The organism is Aquimarina acroporae, from assembly GCF_023195925.1.
In the GTDB taxonomy this organism is placed as follows: Bacteria; Bacteroidota; Bacteroidia; order Flavobacteriales; family Flavobacteriaceae; genus Aquimarina; species Aquimarina acroporae.
In genome coordinates, this window is sequence record NZ_JALPRE010000004.1 from 14148 (window position 1) to 33726 (window position 19579).

Annotated in this window: 22 protein-coding genes; 5 read left to right on the forward strand and 17 right to left on the reverse strand. The window is 34.3% G+C overall.

Annotated features, from left to right (window positions below; genetic code table 11):
* Window positions 1-7: 7 nt before the first annotated feature.
* From M0D21_RS08195 to M0D21_RS08270, 16 genes are all read right to left on the reverse strand, one after another.
* Complete coding sequence (locus M0D21_RS08195; RefSeq protein ID WP_248328281.1) at window positions 8-529, reverse strand: anthrone oxygenase family protein; 522 nt, start codon at window positions 527-529, stop codon at window positions 8-10.
* Window positions 514-927: a DUF5367 family protein gene (locus M0D21_RS08200; RefSeq protein ID WP_248328283.1), complete on the reverse strand. Its 414-nt coding sequence runs from the start codon at window positions 925-927 to the stop codon at window positions 514-516. The genes M0D21_RS08195 and M0D21_RS08200 overlap by 16 nt, the downstream gene beginning before the upstream one ends.
* A 91-nt stretch (window positions 928-1018) precedes the next feature.
* Window positions 1019-1873: a helix-turn-helix transcriptional regulator gene (locus tag M0D21_RS08205; RefSeq protein WP_248328285.1), complete on the reverse strand. Its 855-nt coding sequence runs from the start codon at window positions 1871-1873 to the stop codon at window positions 1019-1021.
* Window positions 1874-1964: 91 nt separating this feature from the next.
* The gene (locus M0D21_RS08210; protein WP_248328287.1) at window positions 1965-2342 is read right to left on the reverse strand and encodes a hypothetical protein; all 378 of its coding nucleotides are present in this window, start codon (window positions 2340-2342) and stop codon (window positions 1965-1967) included.
* Window positions 2343-2450: 108 nt separating this feature from the next.
* Window positions 2451-3101, reverse strand: a complete 651-nt coding sequence (locus tag M0D21_RS08215) for a CPBP family intramembrane glutamic endopeptidase (protein WP_248328289.1) — start codon at window positions 3099-3101, stop codon at window positions 2451-2453.
* 116 nt (window positions 3102-3217) lie between these two features.
* Window positions 3218-4018 (reverse strand): LytR/AlgR family response regulator transcription factor, encoded by an 801-nt coding sequence (locus M0D21_RS08220; RefSeq protein ID WP_248328291.1) that lies wholly within the window; start codon window positions 4016-4018, stop codon window positions 3218-3220.
* A 163-nt stretch (window positions 4019-4181) separates the two neighbouring features.
* A complete protein-coding gene (locus M0D21_RS08225; RefSeq protein ID WP_248328292.1) occupies window positions 4182-4793 on the reverse strand; it encodes a hypothetical protein in 612 nt (203 codons plus the stop codon).
* Between the two features lie 163 nt (window positions 4794-4956).
* The gene (locus M0D21_RS08230) at window positions 4957-5352 is read right to left on the reverse strand and encodes a DUF6463 family protein (protein ID WP_248328294.1); all 396 of its coding nucleotides are present in this window, start codon (window positions 5350-5352) and stop codon (window positions 4957-4959) included.
* Window positions 5353-5362: 10 nt separating this feature from the next.
* Window positions 5363-5941 (reverse strand): NAD(P)H-dependent oxidoreductase, encoded by a 579-nt coding sequence (locus M0D21_RS08235; protein WP_248328296.1) that lies wholly within the window; start codon window positions 5939-5941, stop codon window positions 5363-5365.
* Window positions 5942-6132: 191 nt separating this feature from the next.
* Window positions 6133-6321, reverse strand: a complete 189-nt coding sequence (locus tag M0D21_RS08240) for a hypothetical protein (protein WP_248328298.1) — start codon at window positions 6319-6321, stop codon at window positions 6133-6135.
* A 10-nt stretch (window positions 6322-6331) separates the two neighbouring features.
* A complete protein-coding gene (locus M0D21_RS08245) occupies window positions 6332-6919 on the reverse strand; it encodes a Crp/Fnr family transcriptional regulator (RefSeq protein ID WP_248328300.1) in 588 nt (195 codons plus the stop codon).
* A 107-nt stretch (window positions 6920-7026) separates the two neighbouring features.
* Window positions 7027-8163 (reverse strand): serine hydrolase domain-containing protein, encoded by a 1137-nt coding sequence (locus M0D21_RS08250; RefSeq protein WP_248328302.1) that lies wholly within the window; start codon window positions 8161-8163, stop codon window positions 7027-7029.
* A 95-nt stretch (window positions 8164-8258) separates the two neighbouring features.
* The gene (locus tag M0D21_RS08255; RefSeq protein WP_248328304.1) at window positions 8259-8729 is read right to left on the reverse strand and encodes a DinB family protein; all 471 of its coding nucleotides are present in this window, start codon (window positions 8727-8729) and stop codon (window positions 8259-8261) included.
* 648 nt (window positions 8730-9377) lie between these two features.
* Entirely contained in the window at window positions 9378-11879 is a 2502-nt protein-coding gene (locus M0D21_RS08260) for a zinc-dependent metalloprotease (protein WP_248328306.1), read from the reverse strand.
* Between the two features lie 106 nt (window positions 11880-11985).
* Complete coding sequence (locus M0D21_RS08265) at window positions 11986-12240, reverse strand: hypothetical protein (protein WP_248328308.1); 255 nt, start codon at window positions 12238-12240, stop codon at window positions 11986-11988.
* Window positions 12241-12292: 52 nt separating this feature from the next.
* A complete protein-coding gene (locus tag M0D21_RS08270; protein ID WP_248328310.1) occupies window positions 12293-13780 on the reverse strand; it encodes a hypothetical protein in 1488 nt (495 codons plus the stop codon).
* A 160-nt stretch (window positions 13781-13940) separates the two neighbouring features.
* Between M0D21_RS08270 and yiaA the strand changes: the two genes are divergently transcribed.
* The 4 genes from yiaA to M0D21_RS08290 all read left to right on the forward strand — a co-directional run bounded on the left by yiaA (window position 13941) and on the right by M0D21_RS08290 (window position 16929).
* Complete coding sequence (gene yiaA, locus M0D21_RS08275; protein WP_248328312.1) at window positions 13941-14414, forward strand: inner membrane protein YiaA; 474 nt, start codon at window positions 13941-13943, stop codon at window positions 14412-14414.
* A 143-nt stretch (window positions 14415-14557) separates the two neighbouring features.
* Window positions 14558-15859 carry a DUF2157 domain-containing protein gene (locus M0D21_RS08280; protein WP_248328314.1) on the forward strand — a complete coding sequence of 434 codons (1302 nt, stop codon included), beginning with the start codon at window positions 14558-14560 and terminating at the stop codon, window positions 15857-15859.
* Window positions 15860-15968: 109 nt separating this feature from the next.
* Window positions 15969-16532, forward strand: a complete 564-nt coding sequence (locus tag M0D21_RS08285; protein WP_248328316.1) for a GDYXXLXY domain-containing protein — start codon at window positions 15969-15971, stop codon at window positions 16530-16532.
* 52 nt (window positions 16533-16584) lie between these two features.
* Entirely contained in the window at window positions 16585-16929 is a 345-nt protein-coding gene (locus M0D21_RS08290) for a DUF6515 family protein (protein ID WP_248328318.1), read from the forward strand.
* Window positions 16930-17014: 85 nt separating this feature from the next.
* Here the strand turns inward: M0D21_RS08290 and M0D21_RS08295 are convergent, their stop codons facing one another.
* Complete coding sequence (locus tag M0D21_RS08295) at window positions 17015-17626, reverse strand: SPOR domain-containing protein (protein ID WP_248328320.1); 612 nt, start codon at window positions 17624-17626, stop codon at window positions 17015-17017.
* Between the two features lie 178 nt (window positions 17627-17804).
* Here M0D21_RS08295 and M0D21_RS08300 point away from each other — a divergent pair, with 178 nt between their 5' ends.
* The gene (locus M0D21_RS08300) at window positions 17805-19559 is read left to right on the forward strand and encodes an alkaline phosphatase D family protein (RefSeq protein ID WP_248328322.1); all 1755 of its coding nucleotides are present in this window, start codon (window positions 17805-17807) and stop codon (window positions 19557-19559) included.
* The last annotated feature ends 20 nt before the right edge of the window (window positions 19560-19579 follow it).

The window sequence follows — 19579 nt, forward strand, 5'->3', positions numbered from 1 at the left end:
TATATATTTAATGATTTATTAATTGAGATGATGATACATGGGTGAATAACCACCCCATGAGCAAGAGCACAAAGGATGTGAGTGAACTTATGGTTCTAACTAAGTGCCATTGTTTCCATGGGTTTTCAAATTTCTTGCGAAGACCCAAAAGTTCTTCGGGAGCGGCAGTAACTAAATTTGTTTGATCCAAAACCTCATTAAGTGGTACGTTTCTGAAGACGGTTACAAATGCAACTCCCAGGATAAAGATGAGACCAGCTACGACGAACATCCAAAACGATATATCTGCATTTTGGTATTTGAGGTAAATGATAAGTATTGTGCCTATACACGGCCCAAAGAATACCATTATAAATGTTGGGTTAATAATCATTCTGTTCATTTGCTGAAAGGCCTGAAGAAATCCCAAGTCGTCTAGTTGTCCTATTCCCGGAGTGACCGCATTTGTCCATGTAAAACACAAACCTGCAGTAAGTCCAGTTAACATGATTGTTAGCAATACTATTGTGGTTTCTAAATTGAATTCCATTTTGATAATGTTTTGATTTTTGGATATACCATGATGTAGTAGTATAGCACAGCTACACCCATAAGTTCTGCTGCAATACACCAGAAGCCTATATCTGTAAAAAATGTGTAGTGACTTCCGCCATTTGGTACGATGAGTAGAGGTACAGTGATTGTCGCATCTAAGAATGCAGCGACAAGTAAAAATACTTGTCCGACAAAATATCCATGGGTGCTGTGTCCTTTTTTATAGTAGGTATAAGAGCCTAACCATACTAAAGGAATAATTACTGTGAACAAAACTGTATTGGCTTGCTGTTCTGGATCTGAAAGAATTTGAAATTCATATGAAAGCGTGTACGCACTTACTCCGAGGATCCAAATTCCGATACCGATTAAAATTGCTCTAATGATTTTCATGTCCTATAATTTTTAAATACAGGACAAAACTAGTGGAGCCTTATCAGGATTATTTATTCAAAAAGAAGTATGATTTGTTCGAAAAGGCGAACTACTTTATTTGACTGGGGCGATAGCCAAATTTTTTGGCAAAAGCATTGGAGAAGGAACTTAAACTGTCATAGCCCACATGCCATGCAGCTTCTTGTACAGTAGTTTTTTTTGTGCTTATTAAAGTGTGAGCAGTAGTTAACCTTTCGTTTTGCAAGTATTTGAATACAGGTAACCCAAACACCTCTTTAAATTCCTTTTTCAGTTTGGTAGTATTTAAACCAAGCTTTTTGGAAAGCTCGGTTAATGAGGGGGGGTTATCCAGATTCTTAGAAAGAATATCTTTAGCCATTTCAAGACGGTTTTTATCAACCGATTTCATCTCTTGTGTATGATTCAAAGCCAATTGACCAAAAAAGTGTGAGAGTAAGGCGGTGACCTGACTTCTGAAAAACATCATTTTGGTTTTGCCTTCATACTTTATATTAAAAAGGCTATCTACAATCTGATGCATTTCAGGGGTCATATAAAAGTGAGGGCCTTCGACATAGTGATCTTTTGGATGTACCAGATTTTGAAGTAACTCAGAGAATAACTCGCCTTCCTGATTGGGAAGATTCTGTAAATTTCGAGTTGCCGTTGCAATTACGATACATTCTAGCGGATGGTCCTTGGATACGGTATGAATACAATCTACTTGCTCATCGGCATAAAAAGAAAGTGCTAGCCCTTTGGTGTACTTTAGTTTGCGGTTTCCAGTTGGGTAACTCATCTCCAGGTCAACATTTCCAGAACCGTAAAAGGCTACAGCAATTACGGGTTCATCAAATCGACAAGAATCTTTGATTACTTCCTGTGAGCATGCAGTCTCTACTAAAATGGTAAAATCATTGATGTCGATGATGTCTCTAGTCATTCAAAATATGTTAGCTATTACCCATGCGTCACTAAGGTAGCAAAATTAAGATGAATTTCCGATAACTTATAGAAGCCAGCATACATCTCTTCTAATATGCATCCAAAACAAAACCTCTTTTAGCAGATTCTATAACCATCCAAAGAACAAGACTAATCGCATAAAAAATAACTAGCGAGAGCATAAACTGCATAGAGAAAAATAAGGAATTTGTAATTTTATGTTCAGAAACAATACGTTCTCCCGAAATTAATTCAAAAGCGGGTTTTCCGGTCCAATTCTTAAACCAATCTTTAACCGTGTATTTTATACTATAATCTATCCCATCAATTTTTAGATTATGGGTGGTCCCGAATAATGTTCTTTTCCTACTGCTTAGTGAATCATTAAGATAAACATACTCTGTCCCTAAAAAATTTCTTTCAATTTTTATGATATTCGAACCAATATTAAATTCAGTAAGTTTCATAATCTACTTTTTGTTTACCTATAAGTACTAGTAATAGTTTTTTTGTTACAAATACACAGAATCTAAAGTGTTCAAAAGCTAGTTGTGGTGTAATTACATGCTGTTCGATTATCCTATTCCAAAATAGATAAATACCAAGGCTGTTGTGTCAAAAAAGCCATGTACAGCAATATTGAACCATAAATCATTTTTACGGAAATGAAAAATGAGAGCCATGATCATACCTATAATCCCTGTTATGATCTGTCCGGTAATTCCTTGATAAGCATGAAGCCATCCAAAAATAAGTCCGAAAATTAAAACATTTAGAACAAGGCTTATTGTACTTGAGCCAAAAAATTTGGTAAACTGTCTCATCAAGTATCCTCTAAAAACAATTTCTTCACCAAAAGCGGCCGATAACCAAATGTAAACTAATAAACTTAAGATTGCTGGTAAATTACCTTTGTAAGATTCGAATGCAGAATAGTCAATAGGTTGTCCGGTTAGATACGTAACACCAGGAACCATAATATAATAATACACTAGAAAAAAAGCTATACCAAACAATGGCGCCATCACTAATAGACTTTTTACGTTTATTCTCTTGCGCTGAAAACCTAACGATGTAAATAGTTCTTTTTTATATTCTATAGCACTTGCTAATAGAACGATTAAAGCGGCTATCATCATTTGAAAATACCCTGTTAGGTATAAAATAGAAAAAAGTATTATGACAACAACAGGCGTTAATTTGGTAGTTAAAAAGGTCTTATTCATTTTTTAATCGTTTTTAATTTCACTACGAATTAATAACGATAAAGTCTGAAAAACTGAGGAAAACCATTCATTTTTGCTGAATGGTATCAAAATAATAGCCGAATAATCATTGTGATTTATAGTTTACCTTGAAACCAATTCATAAATGTTTGTTTTTTATATCTGCTAATTGTGATCTGAAAAGCTTTGTTGTCTGCCAAAGTGGGTTTGAGTAATACCGATAACTTTCCGTTTTCTATAGATTGTACTTGTTCAATAGAGCGAGCATGAAGAATGATTTGTCTATTTGCTCTAAAAAAACTTTGCTCGCTAAGTTTACTTTCGATATCGTTCAATGTGAAATCTGTTATAATAGAAGCTCCATCGATTTTTGCAATATATACTATTTTGTTTTCGCTATAGATAAAACTAATCTCAGAGTAGTTTACCAAAGTTATTTTGCCTCCTTGTTGCACTTTCAGTTTTCCGCTTATTGACTCCATCTTATGCAGTTCATATATATCTTTTGCAAATGCAGCCGATATTCCAATACTACTCACCAGAAGAGTAAGTGATATACCTGTAAGAAACCCATATAAATTATAATCGGCATCTACAGCTCCTATTAAAATGAAATATAAAAGAACATATGCCAAAACAATATACCCTAATGTTGAAAACAGAAAACGTAAAAGTGTTTGGGTATTAATTTTGGTGCTGAAGTATTTGCCCTTAAAGTGTTTAAAATTAAAATAACTAATAATTAAGATTACACTTCCTACCATCATTGATGCGAAAATCCCATACCATGGAAAACGGTAATCGTCATTAAGTGGAAAATTCTCTTCCTCAGTTAAGTGGTTGGCAACTAATGCTATAATGAAAAGGCTAATTTCGTTTCGTATCCAGAAATTTGAAAATGTTAGGTTTTTTTTCAAAAAGGTAATAATGCTATACACAGAAAATATAAATGTAGGTGTTTAGATCTATTGGTAAGATCTCTTTTAACTATCAGTTTGGGGTGAAAATAGCGATTATTTTTGGATTATATGTAGGTCATATATGTAAGAACCTTATCGAGTGTATCGTAGATTGTGGTGATTATCTTTTCTTATGATAGATTGGAATTTTCTTATCCTTTATTCGCAATAATTGAAATATGCTTGACAAATGAGAATAGAACACAATAGGAACTATTAGGGCTGGGAGCCAAACAAAAGGGAAATATGTTACACCTATATTAGGTTGATCAAAGGCCAATGTTTGAAGAGGAGTTTGAGCACTAAGTACTGCAATGGTTAGAATATTAATCAATAATCCTAAACAAGTAAAATTCCAGATTAATAGCCCTTTTCGTCCTATCCAGTTTTTAATGAATACAGCATAATATATCGGTAAAGCCGAAAACCCCGAAAGTATATCATAATTATAGCCTTCAAAAGTCATTAGGTCTGGAATATAACCTGCCAGAAATACATGATATAGAACTATTTCAACGGGAATTCGTACAATATGAAGTAATGTAAGCCATTTTAGATCTAGTTGGTTACTGAAATGCCTTCCTTTTCTCGATAGAAAGAGAAGGAGTACGAATAGTATTCCCGGACCTAAAAGAAAAATAAACCTAGGAGGTGATACATTATCCACAGTATAAAAACCGAAATCACCTAATATACCTACAAGGGTCATCCAAATTAGAATTCCGGCCATCATTTTTTTATTTTTTGATGACTTATAAAAAAGAAGCAGCGTGATTATCGTAGACACGATAAAAAGTACTATTGTTGTTATTGAGATATTATTCATGGTATTGGTGTAATCAATTTCAAAATGAAGAGTTTTTAACGTTTAGAACAGCAATTTTTAAAGATACATTTCATGTTTTACCTCTTTGTATTATCATATAGACGGCATGTGGTAACATAAAGAATGTCATTCCTGATAATGGAATCATATACACTCCCATAAGTATCATAATAAGGTACCCCCAAATAAAAGTATTAGGTATTTTTCTTGTTGTTTTTTCTATATGATTTACCGCTATTCCCATAGGAATGATTACTACGCCAAAATAGAAAAACCAAAATGCAGCAAAGTTTTCATAATTCATCTGGCCATGGAGTAGGGGGAATTCCAAGAGTCCATCACTGATTTTAAAAAACCATGTATCCATAAATCCTCTAAATTGTTTGCCAAATCCAAAATTAGATAACCCTAAGAGAGAATGTGCAATGCCTGTGCAAATGAGTATTTTACCGTTTGTTATTTTCATATTACTTCTATTATTTATGCAATGTCCCCAACTTTTCAACTTTTTTTAACCACTTTTCTCTAAACTCTACTTTTGATAACCTTATAGGTCCAATCGTTGTAATTCCTACTTTTTTCACGCCAATGAAATGTAAAGTTCCTTTTTTAATCGCATTATGACTTGGGCTTTTATATATGAGTTTATAGTACCAGGCAGGTTGATCTAGTGTGCAAATTATTCTTGCAGTTTTGCCTGTAAAGTATCTATCCCACCAAGGCGAGTTTTGTCTTTTTTTAAAGGCATATCCAGGAAGGAGGACTCTGTCTAGGAAACCTTTCATAATTGCAGGAACTGAGCCCCACCAAACAGGATATACCCAAACTAAATGATCTGCCCACTGTAATTTTTTCTGAGCTGAGATCAAATCTGGTTCAAGTTCACATGGTTTTCTGTATCCAAATTGTAAGTTTACATTAAAGTGTAATTCTCTGATATTAATTTCTTGAACTTCAGCACCCGCTTTTTGCGCTCCTTTTTTATAGGCTTCAGATAATGCATAATTGAAACTTTTTTTATCAGGATGACCATTAATAATGACAATTTTCTTCATATAATTTTAGAAATAGGTTTTCAATTTTCTTTCAAATAGAGTAGGACTAGACCATGGTTCAGGTCTAAAAAATCGGAATAAAGCCATGCAACATGGTACTGTTAAAAACAGAAAGCACACTAAGAATGAAATTACTGCACATAAAATGCCTAAAACTTGGATAGTTATTTCATTTACAGGTAATGATAAGGTTAAAATGTATTGGTATGTGTATATGCCATACTCATAAAAGCGAATGGTGGTTTCATATAGTAACCATGAAGGATAAAACCATTTTCTAATGGGTTCCCACCAGCTTCCCCAAATTGATTTAAGTTGTATTGAATTTTCTTCCATCTTTTAGTTTTGTACAAAATTCTATCTAATGAAAGTATTATCATTTGATCTATATCAAATCTGTTTTTTAGGGTTTCGTATTCTACTCAATGTTTCTAGAGTGATTCCTAAGTAAGATGCAATATGCGTGAGTGGTATTCTTTGAGTAATATCTGGATAGATTTCTATAAGACGACTAAACCGTTCTTCTGCTTTCGCAAATTGAATAGTATGAAGTCGTTCACATAACCCCAACATAGTTTCAGTAACTACGGCAGATATAAGTCGTTCAAAATCGTGATACTTTTTAGAGAGTTTATCTACTGTATCTTTTGAAAATTCTATAACTTTAGAATCCTCAACAAATTCGACATAGTGTGGGCTTGGTTCATTACTAAAAAAACTAATAATTGAAGCCATGAACTGATTTTCGAAGGTAAACCAGTCAGAAATATCTTTACCATCTTTTAAATAGTATGCTCTCGAACAGCCTTCTATAATTAAATAAGCTTTTTTAGAATACTGTCCTTCTCGTACCACAATTTCTCCCTTTTGGTAGGTGCAAAATTTTACATTTTCCAGGAACTCCTCCTCACACTCGGGAGATAACTGAGAATATGATGCTCTTATAGCGGTAAAGATGCCTTCAGAATTCGTATCCATTTAGAATCTTAGTTTATAGTTTTAGAATGTAATTTATTTAAAACATTACCATAGTTTTAAGCTGCCGACACAGATAAAACACCTTTGTTGTAATCAGCTCTATTCGGTTACTCAAGTTTAGCATTAATTCTGTCTTCTGGCTTTATATTTAATGCTATCTCTTTTAATTCCCGTGTCATCTTTCGTATTGGGAAAGTTCTCATATTTCCCAGTATGATCACTGTTAGTTTATCGTTAGAATATCTATGCAGATTAGACATAAATCCATTCATTGTTCCGCCATGGCGCATTAGAATTCCATTTTTGGTGTTGCCTTTTCCCCGTTGGTAATCCATAATTCGAAACCCATACCCATAACTACCAAGTTCATAACTTTCTCCATCAAAGAGTAGTGCTTTACTTTTTTCTGTTAGTAGTTTATTATTATAGAGGGCTTGATCCCATTGGTATAAATCTTCAACCGTAGAAAAAATATCTCCCGAACCTAAGGCATATGAGACAATATTTTCGTCATTTTTAATCCCAAAAGTACCTTTACGATAACCTTTTGCCCTGTTTTGGAGATAATTAGATTTTCTTTCGACTCCAGACAGGCTCATTCCCAGGGGAGTAAAAGTTTTTTCTTGTAATACCTGAGCATATGATTTGCCCGTAACCTTTTCTATAGCAATTGCAGATAGAGTGTAGTTGAGATTAGAATATTGGTATTGGGAACTGGGAGTAAAGGAAAGGGAAGAAGTATTAATGATATCAATAATTTCTTTAGCACTTACATCTTTATCCTCGAAGTTAGTGATTCTTTCTAGATGTTGTGCCAGACCCGATTGATGTTTAAGAAGAATGTGGAGTGTTAACTCTTTTCCTAGTTCTTCTTTAAGCTCTGGGATATACGTTCGTATGGGTGCATGTAAATCTAGTGTTCCAGTTTCTACTAGTTGCATTACAGTTACCGCAACAAACGATTTTGTTAATGATCCTATCAAAAAAGGTGTTTTTGTAGTGTTTTCTATCTTTTGTTCCCTATCTGCCATTCCATACGCCTTCGAAAAAAGTATTTTTCCATCTTTCGCAATAAGAACGGCACCTTGATAGTCATCATTTTCAATATAACGCTTAATGTGCGTCTCAATTTTTTCGCTTAAACTACCAGCATTATCATAACGTTCTACCTTAGTTGAGTTAAATGAAGCTAATACACTTGTGAGTACAACGAAAGCGAAAGCAGCAACTACTATTTTTTTCATGAGCATATAGATCACATATTTATGGTTTGTAAATCGGTTACATTCGTTCTTAAATTTTTAAATAATTTATAGAGTTACTATTTTGGGATTAACTCTTAATCCCATACTTGGGGTCTTTCAATCCCGGCAGTTCTTAAATAATCTAGCATTTGCCCAGTGTGAACAGCCTCATGATATGCTATCCTGTTTAGATAATCACCAAGTATTTTGCTTTGCCCTACTTCACTTCTTTCAATTCTTATGTTTTCTAAATCTGTTTCTTTCAACTCCCTGATCATATTCAAAAAGTCTGTTCTATGTTTCTCAGCAAACTCCAGTTCATTTTTTAAGTCTGAATACTCCAAGTGTTCCCAAGGCGATTTGTAATCACCTAAATTTCCTCTGTTCTGTATTATTTTGTGGAAAAGATGTTCGGCTTCTAAAACGTGTCTAATCATTTCAATAATTGATAAAGCCTCTTCATCAGGTTTCCAATGCAAGTGTTCGTTTGGAATCCCATTCCATAGTTTAATACTACGTCTTCTAATTTCGGAAAAGTTTAATAGGATAACTTCAATAGAATTCATAGGTGTTGTATTCGTATATTATTAATTGGTTTTATCTTCGGTTATTTGGTAAATGAATTTTGTTTCTACTATCTCTAAATTCAGATAACCTTTCCTTTATGAATTTTGATTCTTCATAGTTAATTCTGAATTTATTCAACGAAACCAAAAAATTTTCGTTTTGATCAGACACTTCGAGAGTAGATTTAATTCCGTTATAAGTTAAGTTTTCAATTCTGTTGAAGACTCTCTCAAAAAAAAGTTTATTTCTTATAATCAATACTATTCTATATTCAGTTACAATTAGGTAATCGAATTTTCTTCTAGTTAAAAAATAGAGAACGGTCTCTCCCTTTATGTCTTCCCAAAAGGTGTTTTCGGATTTTTTTTTAATAATATCTTTCCCGATTCTTTTTTGAGTAATGTGTCTATCTCTTTTTTCTTCATCTGGCCCCGACCAATTGTTTGCAAAATATTTAGCTAGTTACTTTTTGTTATCGATTCATTTTTCATAAAAATAATAATATGAGATATATGAAAGTATAGGAGTTTCTGATTTTGGGATATTTTATCATTAAATTAACGTATGGCCTTGTTGGCTTGAGCGTATGTAAAATAAAAATCCCCACTCTTGAGTAGAGTAGGGATTATGTAGATAATTTGTTTTTATTATTTCTTTGGTTCCAGAATCGAGGTGATTCTTTCTACGATATCCTGTAGGTGATAACGTGTCATTCTATCTCCAGATCGCCCAATTGCATTTCGAGCATCTCTACGTAACGTATTTAATTCTGCACGAACAACTGCTCTAATATCACTTTGTGATGCATTTACATTGGTGCGGGTTGCAAATCGTCTAATATTAGCTGGGATTTTAGGTTGTTCTTTGGTCATTAAGAACTCCATTCTGTCGATATAGGCTCTCTGTATGTTACGGCGATATACATCAATAGTTTTTCCTGAACGAAGTTCAGACCATAACCCTCTACGTAGTTCTGTCATCATGTCTAAAAGGCTATATGCTTCTGACCCGTTTAAAGCTTCATTTTCGATAAGACGTGCCATGCGACCATGTTCTAGTAATCTATTTAGAGTTCTAGATTGAATGTTTCTTATACGTTCTACACTGCCGGCAGATTCTACTTTATCAAAAATATTTTTGTCTAGTAACCATGAAGGTGTGCCAAATAATTGATCATGTAAAAACTGCATAGCTCTTTTTTGGTTTGTTTTACTCACGTGAGTATAAACAGCCCCATCTTGATCATAGGTTTTGAAATATTCATATACGCCTCCAATGTTTGAACTTACATGTCCCATATATCGGTTAAATTGCCCCAATACCTGTCCGTACATGGTTTCCAGGTCATCATAGTTTTTACCGTCTTCTGCGGTCCATTTCATAAGATTAGGTACAATGCGCTGTAAATTTTTAATTCCGTAGTTACTGGCGTTTACTGCATCATCACCCAAGTCTTCGGTTTGTGAGCTAGGGTCAATAACACCAAATTGTTGCCTTCCAAATCGATACATAGGATCGTCCTGGTGTTTCAGAATCCATTGGTCCAATGTTGCTTTTTCATTTTCGGCACTTTTATCTAAAATAGGTTGATATCCCCAACGAATAGCATGTTTGTCATAGATCCCGATATTGGGCATTAACGCAACATCGCCATCACCAGGTTGTGCTACATAATTAAATCGGGCATAATCCATAATAGAAGGAGCGGTACCATATTTTTTGGTAAATTCAGGGTCTCTTAACGATTCTACAGGGTAGGCAACACTACTTCCCATGTTGTGTGGTAACCCCAGTGTGTGCCCGACTTCGTGAGCAGAAACAAATCGTATTAATTCTCCCATTACTTCATCTTTGAAAGCTACACTTTGAGCTTCAGGGTTTATTGCTGCTGTTTGCACAAAAAACCAATTGCGAAGTAGGGTCATTACATTGTGGTACCAATTGATATCACTTTCTAATATCTCTCCTGATCTAGGATCACTAACGTGTGGCCCATTAGCATTTGGGATCGGTGAAGCAAGATAGCGTACCACAGAATATCGCACATCTTCTGGGCTCCAATCTGGATCTTCTTCAACCGTTGGAGGATCTTTGGCAATAATAGCATTTTTGAAACCTGCTTCTTCAAATGCTACCTGCCAGTCTTCGATACCCTGTTTGATGTATTTTCGCCATTTTTTTGGTGTCGCACGATCTATATAATAGACGATCTGCTTTTTGGGTACTACAAGCTCTCCTCTTTTGAATTTTTCTATATCTTCATCCTTAACCTCAAGTCTCCATCGATCGAGGTAACGTATGGTTTTACTTTCTTGCGCTTCTAAACCATAATCTACTTGTCCGCGCGCAAACCACCCAACACGTTGGTCGAAGTAACGACGCTTCATAGGAGTTTTTGGTAGTAAAATCATAGAGTTGCTCATTTCTAAAGAAATAGAGCCAGTACTAGAATTAGAAGGTGGTTCAGAAGCATTATAAGTTTTTACATGGCGAGCCTCAATATTAAGAGGGTAACTTCTTATGGTATCTATATAAGATCTATTGGCATCTAGTTTTGATATTTTGTACTGTTTTCTTCTTCTCCCAGGAAAACCAAATGCCTGAACATCTTTTTTGAACAGTTCGGTAACATCTACTACTGTTGCGTTATTTATAGAATCTTTTCGAAAAGCTTTAATAGGAAAAGCATAGAGTACCGGTTCAAAGTTCGAATTTACCACAGCTTCATGAATAGGTAAAGAATCTGCTGCAAACACTTGATGTGAAACTACTCTTAGCAATATTTGCTTGTTTTTGCGTTGCCAACGTAGCACCTGGGTGTTTTGTTTTCCCCCGCCAAAACCAATACCAGATGCCGTTTTGGCAATACGAGTTACCATAAGCATTTCTCGATTTAATAACGAATCGGGGATTTCGTAATAGTATTTGTCTTTTAATACATGTACATCGAATAACCCCTTATCGGTTTTGGCTTCTTTGGTTATAACTTCGTTATACGGTAGAATTGCACCTTTTTTGTCACCATTTTTTTTGGGTTGTTCTGTTGTTTTCTTTTTTCCCTTTTTTCTTTTTTTAGATTGAAAAGCATAACCATCTGTTGTGGTTATTGCTACTGCTAGCATAAGCAGCCAGAGTATATTTCTTAGCATAAAATGAGTTTTTTGATCGGCGGAAGGTACTAAAATTGCATAAGCGCTTATGTGAAAGTATGGTTAAAGCCGTAAATTAGGGTGTTAATGTTTAGAAACCCCTTTTTTATCTAAGAGGATAGTAGTACTTGAAGTATAAAAAAGCGAAGAAGGCTAACATAAGCAGTATCTTTGCAAGATTTCCAATAATCGCATTTTTTTTAAGTTGAGCAGGATTATAAAACGTATTAAACTTCTTTCTACCCAAATGCCAGAAATATCGAATAATGGCACCAAACCATTCTGATGAATTTAATTCATTATCGGCTGCGGTTTGCCAATATATTCTTTCTTGTTCTTCTTTTTTACTCTCCTTACCCATAACTTTGTTTACTTATTTGACACACTACAGTAATTTTTGTTACAAGTACCTGTTAATTGGAGTGTATCAAATCAAGGGTTGTAGTATAGAGATCGGTCTTGTATACTTTGGATTTTAACCAGGCATAAAAACTCATTTCAAAAATATCTTCCTGTTCTTTTGGCGGAATGGTTAATGTGTTTTCTACTTTAGTTTGAAAAGACCTTGCGGTAATAATTTCTGGTTTACGATAATACTCAAGGGTAAGTTTTAGGAACTCAAGCGCTCTACGTTCACCTTGTTCTTTTAGATAGGGTCCATATTTTTTTCTAAAACTATTTACTCTAGATTCTACCAAATCTATATGATCTAGTTCTATATGTAGTAAAACCTCTACGAGATTTTTTTTAAGTACCCAGAGTATTCCTGCCTTTTCAGTATACCATTGATCACTATGATATAATTTATTAAAAATACCTAAAGCCTCTTTATAGCGCTGCTGTTGGAAATAGAATACAATTAGACTTAATTTAAGATCCAAAACATAGGTGATTTGTTCTTTATGACTGGTATCATCGAATTTCTCAATAAGTGTTATTGCTTTTTCTGCATTCCCGGTATAGTTAAAATTTAACGTAAGTAGTAAAGTGAATTGGGGGAAGAACCTTTTGTAATATTTGTTTTGGTGTTTGTGCATCTGTTTTTCCATTAGCGATAGATAATGTAAAGATGTATCAAACTCTTTATTCCTGAAATAGGCATTTGCTACATAATATAAAATCTGAATATGGTAGAACAAATGTTTGTCTACCAATTCTTCTTTGGTGTCTATTTGCGTATAGGTTTCTTCGACAAATGGGAGAATGGTAAAATAATCTCTGGTGATATGTGCTGCTTTATTGCTTATTTCGAGAATCTTAAAAAGCGACCTAAAAGTAAGGTCATGGGTAATCGAAATCCCGAATTGAGAGAGTGTTTTTCGAATTACTTCGGTGAAGTCTCGATCTGGTTTAAAGAGCTCATTATGTATAGTGGCATAGAATAGATTTAAATTTTCTTCCTGCTGGAGAGCGGTTTTGTTATTTTTAAAATCAACAATAACATGTTTCAATTCTACAGTTGTATTTACATGTGCATATTGAATTTTTGTATAATAAATTTCATTAAGAATGCTGTAAAGATCAAATCGTTTTGCTTTTTGTTCTGCCTTCTGAAGCGTTTTGAAACCAATCTTGTATTGTTTTTGCTCGAAGAAAATTCTACTGGCCAGTAAAAGTTTGAGAATTTCCATTTCCTCAGAGGTTTCTCCTTCAAAACTTTTAGAAGCCACAAAGTCAATTAAACTATCATGTAATCTTTTACTTAATGCATGAAATGCATTTTTAGAAGGTTTTCCATAGATTTTCACATCTGGCTCTTCTGGAAATTCAGCAGTATCCAAAAGCTTAAATAACGTAATATTTTTTGAATCGTTTCTTTTGTTTTTTTGTTTTAGTAAAGCAACAAAACTGCGTTTATCATCGGGTGATAATGTTTGTATAATTGAAGAAATAACACTCATTATGTCGTAAGTAATTTTATTGCTAATATACTATGAATATTGATATGTTTTAATATTTATATAAATTATATCGTAAGTTTTTTGTAAAAATTGAATTTTAAACTCTCTCCATTCTTTCCACATTTGTACCGTTTAACTAAATCATCAAAAACAAATTATTATGGAGTATAAATTTAGCAACGACGTATCTGAAGATACAGTTCAGGAAAAATTAGAAACAAGAGAAACGAAGGTATATGATCAAAAGCCTACACCGGCTTTTATTTCTGCATCATGGTCGGCATTATTTATAGGTATGATATCCTATTGTATTGGTCTATGGAATGCAGATATGCTATTAAACGAGAAAGGATACTATTTTACAATTCTGTTATTTGGGTTGTTCTCTGCAGTATCTGTTCAAAAAAGTGTTAGGGATCGATTAGAGGGCATCCCGGTAACCGAAATTTATTATGGAATCAGTTGGTTTACAACACTTACTTCTATTCTGTTATTAATCATAGGGCTTTGGAACGCCGATTTAGAATTAAGTGAGAAAGGGTTTTACGGGATGTCCTTTACACTAAGTTTATTTGCTGCCATTGCCGTGCAGAAAAACACTAGGGATAAAAAGTTTATTGAAAATAACGGATAGTTGTCGAAAGAAGGAGCTGCGCTTATTTCATAGGTTATGAAGTAAGATTGGGGGAAGGAGCTCCTTGTTTTGATGATTTGAAAGACAGCTGCGTTGCAGCAGCTGTCTTTTTAATTAATTTTATAACTAAACAATTGTATATCATGGGTTCAAAATTTAATAAAGAGCTTAAAACTCTAGTGAGTGATAAAGTCATTTCACCAGAGTTGGCTGATAAAATAGAACAATATTATGCAACAAAAGATGTAGGAAAACCAAATAAATTATTTGCGATTTTTGGAGTTTTCGGTGCATTGCTCATTGGGTCAGGCATTATCTTGATGCTAGCTCATAATTGGGATGATTTTTCGCGATTGACAAAGACTATCCTTGCTTTTGTGCCTTTAGTTTTAGGACAAATACTCGTTGGTTTTTCTATTCTTAAAGAAAAGAGTGCTACCTGGAAAGAGGCTTCTGGGACATTTTTGTTTTTTGCTGTTGGGGCTTGTATCGCTCTGGTTAGTCAGATTTATAACATCCCGGGGGAGTTAGATTCTTATCTTCTTACCTGGATTATACTTTGCTTGCCATTAATCTACCTGTTACGCTCTCATGCGGTTGCCTTATTGGTAGTGATATGGAGTACATATTATGCCGTGCTAGTAGGGTTGTGGAGCTATCGAAGTTCAGAAATACCTTGGTTATATCTTGTGTTCTTTGTGTCGATAATCCCATATTATGGGCAACTTTTGAAACAAAAAATAAACAGTAATGCAGTTACTATTTTTAACTGGATTTTGCCAGGTAGTTTTGTCATTGCCCTAGGAGGTTTTGTAGGTAACCATGGTAACTTAGGCTTCGTGTCTTATATAGCCTTGTTTGGATTGTTTTATAATATAGGTAGATTAGATATTTTTAAACCCTTAAGAACACTAAGAAATGGCTATCTGATCATAGGGTCATTGGGAACCGTAATCTCTTTACTCTTTTTCACGTTTAGATGGATATGGGATGAATTTCCGAGTACTTTTGGGTTGCATATGCAAGAGCTATATGTTTTGACAGCACTGCTTATTATAGCACTTATAGTTGTGGGATATACGGTCTTTAAAAAAGGAATTCGCCAGATCAATCTTTTTCAAGTAGCATTCTTAATATTTTCGATGGTGTATTTTTTCCTTCCTGGAATAGACGTTCTCCCTATAGTACTAATGAATATTCTAGTCTTCGCACTGGGCATGTCTGCCATTAAAATAGGTGCCGATAAATTTAATTTCGGTATACTCAATTATGGGTTATTAATTATCTCGATTCTTATTATCTGTAGGTTTTTTGATACAGGAATGAGTTTTGTGTTACGTGGAGTATTATTTGTGCTCGTAGGGGTTGGATTCTTTGTAACCAATTATGTGATGCTCAAAAAGCAGCAAAGAATAAAGAAACAATTAAAAGATTTACAGTTATAGAATAGATATCATCACCTCTAATCTTTGAATGGTTTCATCGATTAGATCTTGATATGAATTCTCGAGAAGAAGTTGATACTTCTAGTTCATAAATAAAAAGTAAAAACACATGAAAGTAGTTCATTTTTTTATAGGATTTATGCTGTTAGCCCTTGTACAGGTTTTCATTCCTTCACAAATGATTTGGCAGCAAGAAGATATTTTAGAGTCTGGAACATTATATAAATTTAAAACCATGCCGATCGATCCTAACGATCCTTTTAGAGGAAAGTATATTACCCTTAACTATGAGGAAAACTCTATAAAGATTGCCGATACGAGTTATCGATATGGAGATAAGATTCTAATTTATCTTGATAAAGATCGCCAAGGGTTTGCCAAAGTAACAAGTATCACTAAAGAGTTATCTGAAGCGAAAGGAGAGTATGTGCGGGGAGAAGTAACAGGTAATTACAACGGAGTGATAAATTTTGAATTGCCTTTTAATAGGTTTTATATGGAAGAAAGTAAAGCCTATGATGCAGAAAAAGCATATCGAACCGTAAATAGGGATAGTTTAGTGCAAAATGTATATGCCGAAGTTTATGTGAAAGAAGGGGAATCGGTATTGCGCAATGTTATTATTGAAGGTGTCCCTATACAAGAATATGTAAAAAAAGAAAATTCGAATTAAACCTTATTAGAAAATCTCAGTCTTAGTTATAGAAAACTAAAAAACTAAGGATATGAAGATGATTTTAAAAATAATGTTGCCTCTTTTACTAGTTACATCTTTGAGTACTTCGTGCGCAACAACTGTAAGAGTTCGTCCAGCAGAATCAGTTGTGGTTACAAAACTACATCGACCAACTGTAATAGTACATAGAAATGTTAGGTATTATAGAAGTAATGGAGTTTGGTATGTAAAGCAAAATAGAAGGTATAGAGCAGTTTCAGCTCCAGCAGGGGTACGTGTGACAACATTACCTAGAGGGTATAGAGTTGTAAAGGTAAGAGGAGTGAAGTATTATAAATATAACGGAGTGTATTATAAAAGATCTGGAAGAAATTATATCGTGGTTAGCGTATAATTGCTTGTTGAGTTGATTAGTTAGTTTGTGAATAATGATGATTCGTGGTTAGCATGTAATCTAACCACGAATCTTCTTATTTTTTTTACCACGCTTCTTCGATCTTTATACGTCTTCCGTTTTGATACGAACCTATAAATGCATTTCTAAACCCTAATCGCACCAATTCTCTTCTAAATTTTTTGGCTTCGTTCAAAGTTTCAAAATTTCCGAGGGCATATTTATTATAACCTTCACTTTTAATTTCTTTGAAGTTTACAAAGTTTTCAGAATATAGTGATAAGTTTTTTTCTTCAAAAGCTCCTATTTGTACTGCATAGACTACTTGATCATTAATAGAACCATTACTTTGATTACCTTGAGCATCATTGGCATTCAATTCTTGATTCATAGATAATTCTTTGGCGTTTTCTTCTAATTCAGTGATTCTTCCCTGTAGCGCATTTACTTCTTCTTTATGTTTTTTTTGAGTGACCATATTATCAGGGGTATTAAAATTCATAAAGTAAATGGTACCCGCTACACCAAGAAGGGCTATGATTCCCAGTATAATAGTTGCTATTTTAAATTTTCGTGAGTTCTCTTTCTCATCTTTTACAGCTTTATCTCGAATATAATCTGCTGTGCGTTTAGATTCTTCAGCTTTTTCTATTTGATCCTTAAAGCTTTGTAGTTCTTCGTCTGTGATAAAAGGCATGGTAGTTAGATTTTAAAACACTCAAATATAGGAGATTCTGCCAAAACTTCAATAAAACAACATTTTTTTGACCTTACAATAAGGTAATCTAAAGGCAATAACACTTAAGGTTTATTTAATTGAGACGTAACCTTAACCTATCAATCCAAAAATACCTTTACCAGGTAAAAAAATAGAAATGGATAGAAGAAAGTTTTTTGAAAAGTCATTGTTGGCCACAGGGGGATTAATATTAGCTCCAATATATGTAAGTTGTGATAATGATGATTTACCAATAGTAGGAATACCAGATTTGGTTACAGATAATTTTTTTGAAGGTGTAGCTAGTTTTGATCCAACAAGTTCAAGTGTAATTATCTGGACTAGATTTACACCAGTTTCCAAATTGATGTCAAAAACATCTCCGGTAAGTGGGATCACTTTAAATTGGCAGGTGGCTTTAGATAGCTCTTTTAAGAGCGTGGTAAGAAGTGGTGAAATAGGAGTGTTTGAAGAAAGTGATTATACAGTTGCTATAGATGTTCAAGACTTACCTTCAAACAAAAGGTTTTATTACAGATTCTTCAATATTGATACCAAAACGTCATCAGTCGTAGGAGAAACGATTACTTTGCCAGATACTGCCGATACAGTAGATAATATAAAAATGGCTGTTTGTTCTTGTGCCAATTATGCCGCTGGTCTTTTTAATGCCTATGGGGCAATGGCAAATTCTGATGTTGATGTCATTGTACACCTGGGAGACTACATTTATGAGTATGGAGAAGGGGAGTATGGGACCAATGAAAATACAGTTCCATTAGATAGAGTGCATACTCCAGCCAATGAAATTCTAAGCTTAGAAGATTATAGAACCCGATACAAGCAATACCGCAGTGATAAACAACTACAATTGGCACACCAGAAAAAACCTTTTATTTGTGTTTGGGATGATCATGAAGTGACGAATGATGCCTATAAGGACGGAGCAGAAAATCATCAGGAATCTGAAGGGTCATATGAAGCAAGAAAACAAAGGGCAATACAGGTATATAGCGAATATTTACCGGTGAGAACTACAGATCCTTATAAAATCTATAGGTCATTCGATTTTGGATCTATTTTGAGTTTACATATGCTGGATACCAGAATTATAGGAAGAGATAAACAAATATCGTATAATGACTTTTTTGATTTTACCACAGGGCAATTAGATGGAGATGCTTTTCAAACAGCACTATTAAATCCAGACAGAACCCTTTTGGGGATGCAACAAAAACAATGGCTTTCTAATGCCATATCTGGTAATAACTCAAGGTGGCAAGTACTGGGACAACAAGTGTTAATGGGGAAAATGTTTATGCCATCAGAAGTATTAATACTATTGGGACAAGTAGTTGCCGAAATAGGTGCGGCAGGAAGCGTTTCTCAGGAAACAGCGTTGAGGTTTCAGACTTCATTAGCTCAGCTTACCGAAATAAAAACACGACTTATTGCTGGAGATGTAACCCTAACAACAGAAGAAATAACCAGAGTTAGAACAGTGTTACCATATAACCTCGATGCATGGGATGGGTATTTCACAGAAAGAGAACAGCTTTTTGCAATGTTAAATGGAAAGAAAATGGTTTGCCTGGCAGGAGATACGCATAATGCCTGGCATAACACCTTAAAAAATGCAAATGGAGATGAGGTAGGAGTCGAGTTTGCTACATCTTCTGTAACCTCTCCAGGTTTTGAAAGTTTTGCTGGTTTGCAAGCTGATCAGGTAGCAGGATTCGAATTTTCACTCAAAACTTTAATTGATGATTTACAATATACAGATGCCTCCCGAAGAGGATATCTCAAGGTAACTTTTACCGAAAGTACAGCCCAAGGGCAATGGGTATTTATAGATACAATTGCGCAAGAAAATTATACCGAAACTATTGGAAGTACAGTTTCGTATAGTTAGAATTTTGTTTTTAAATGGGG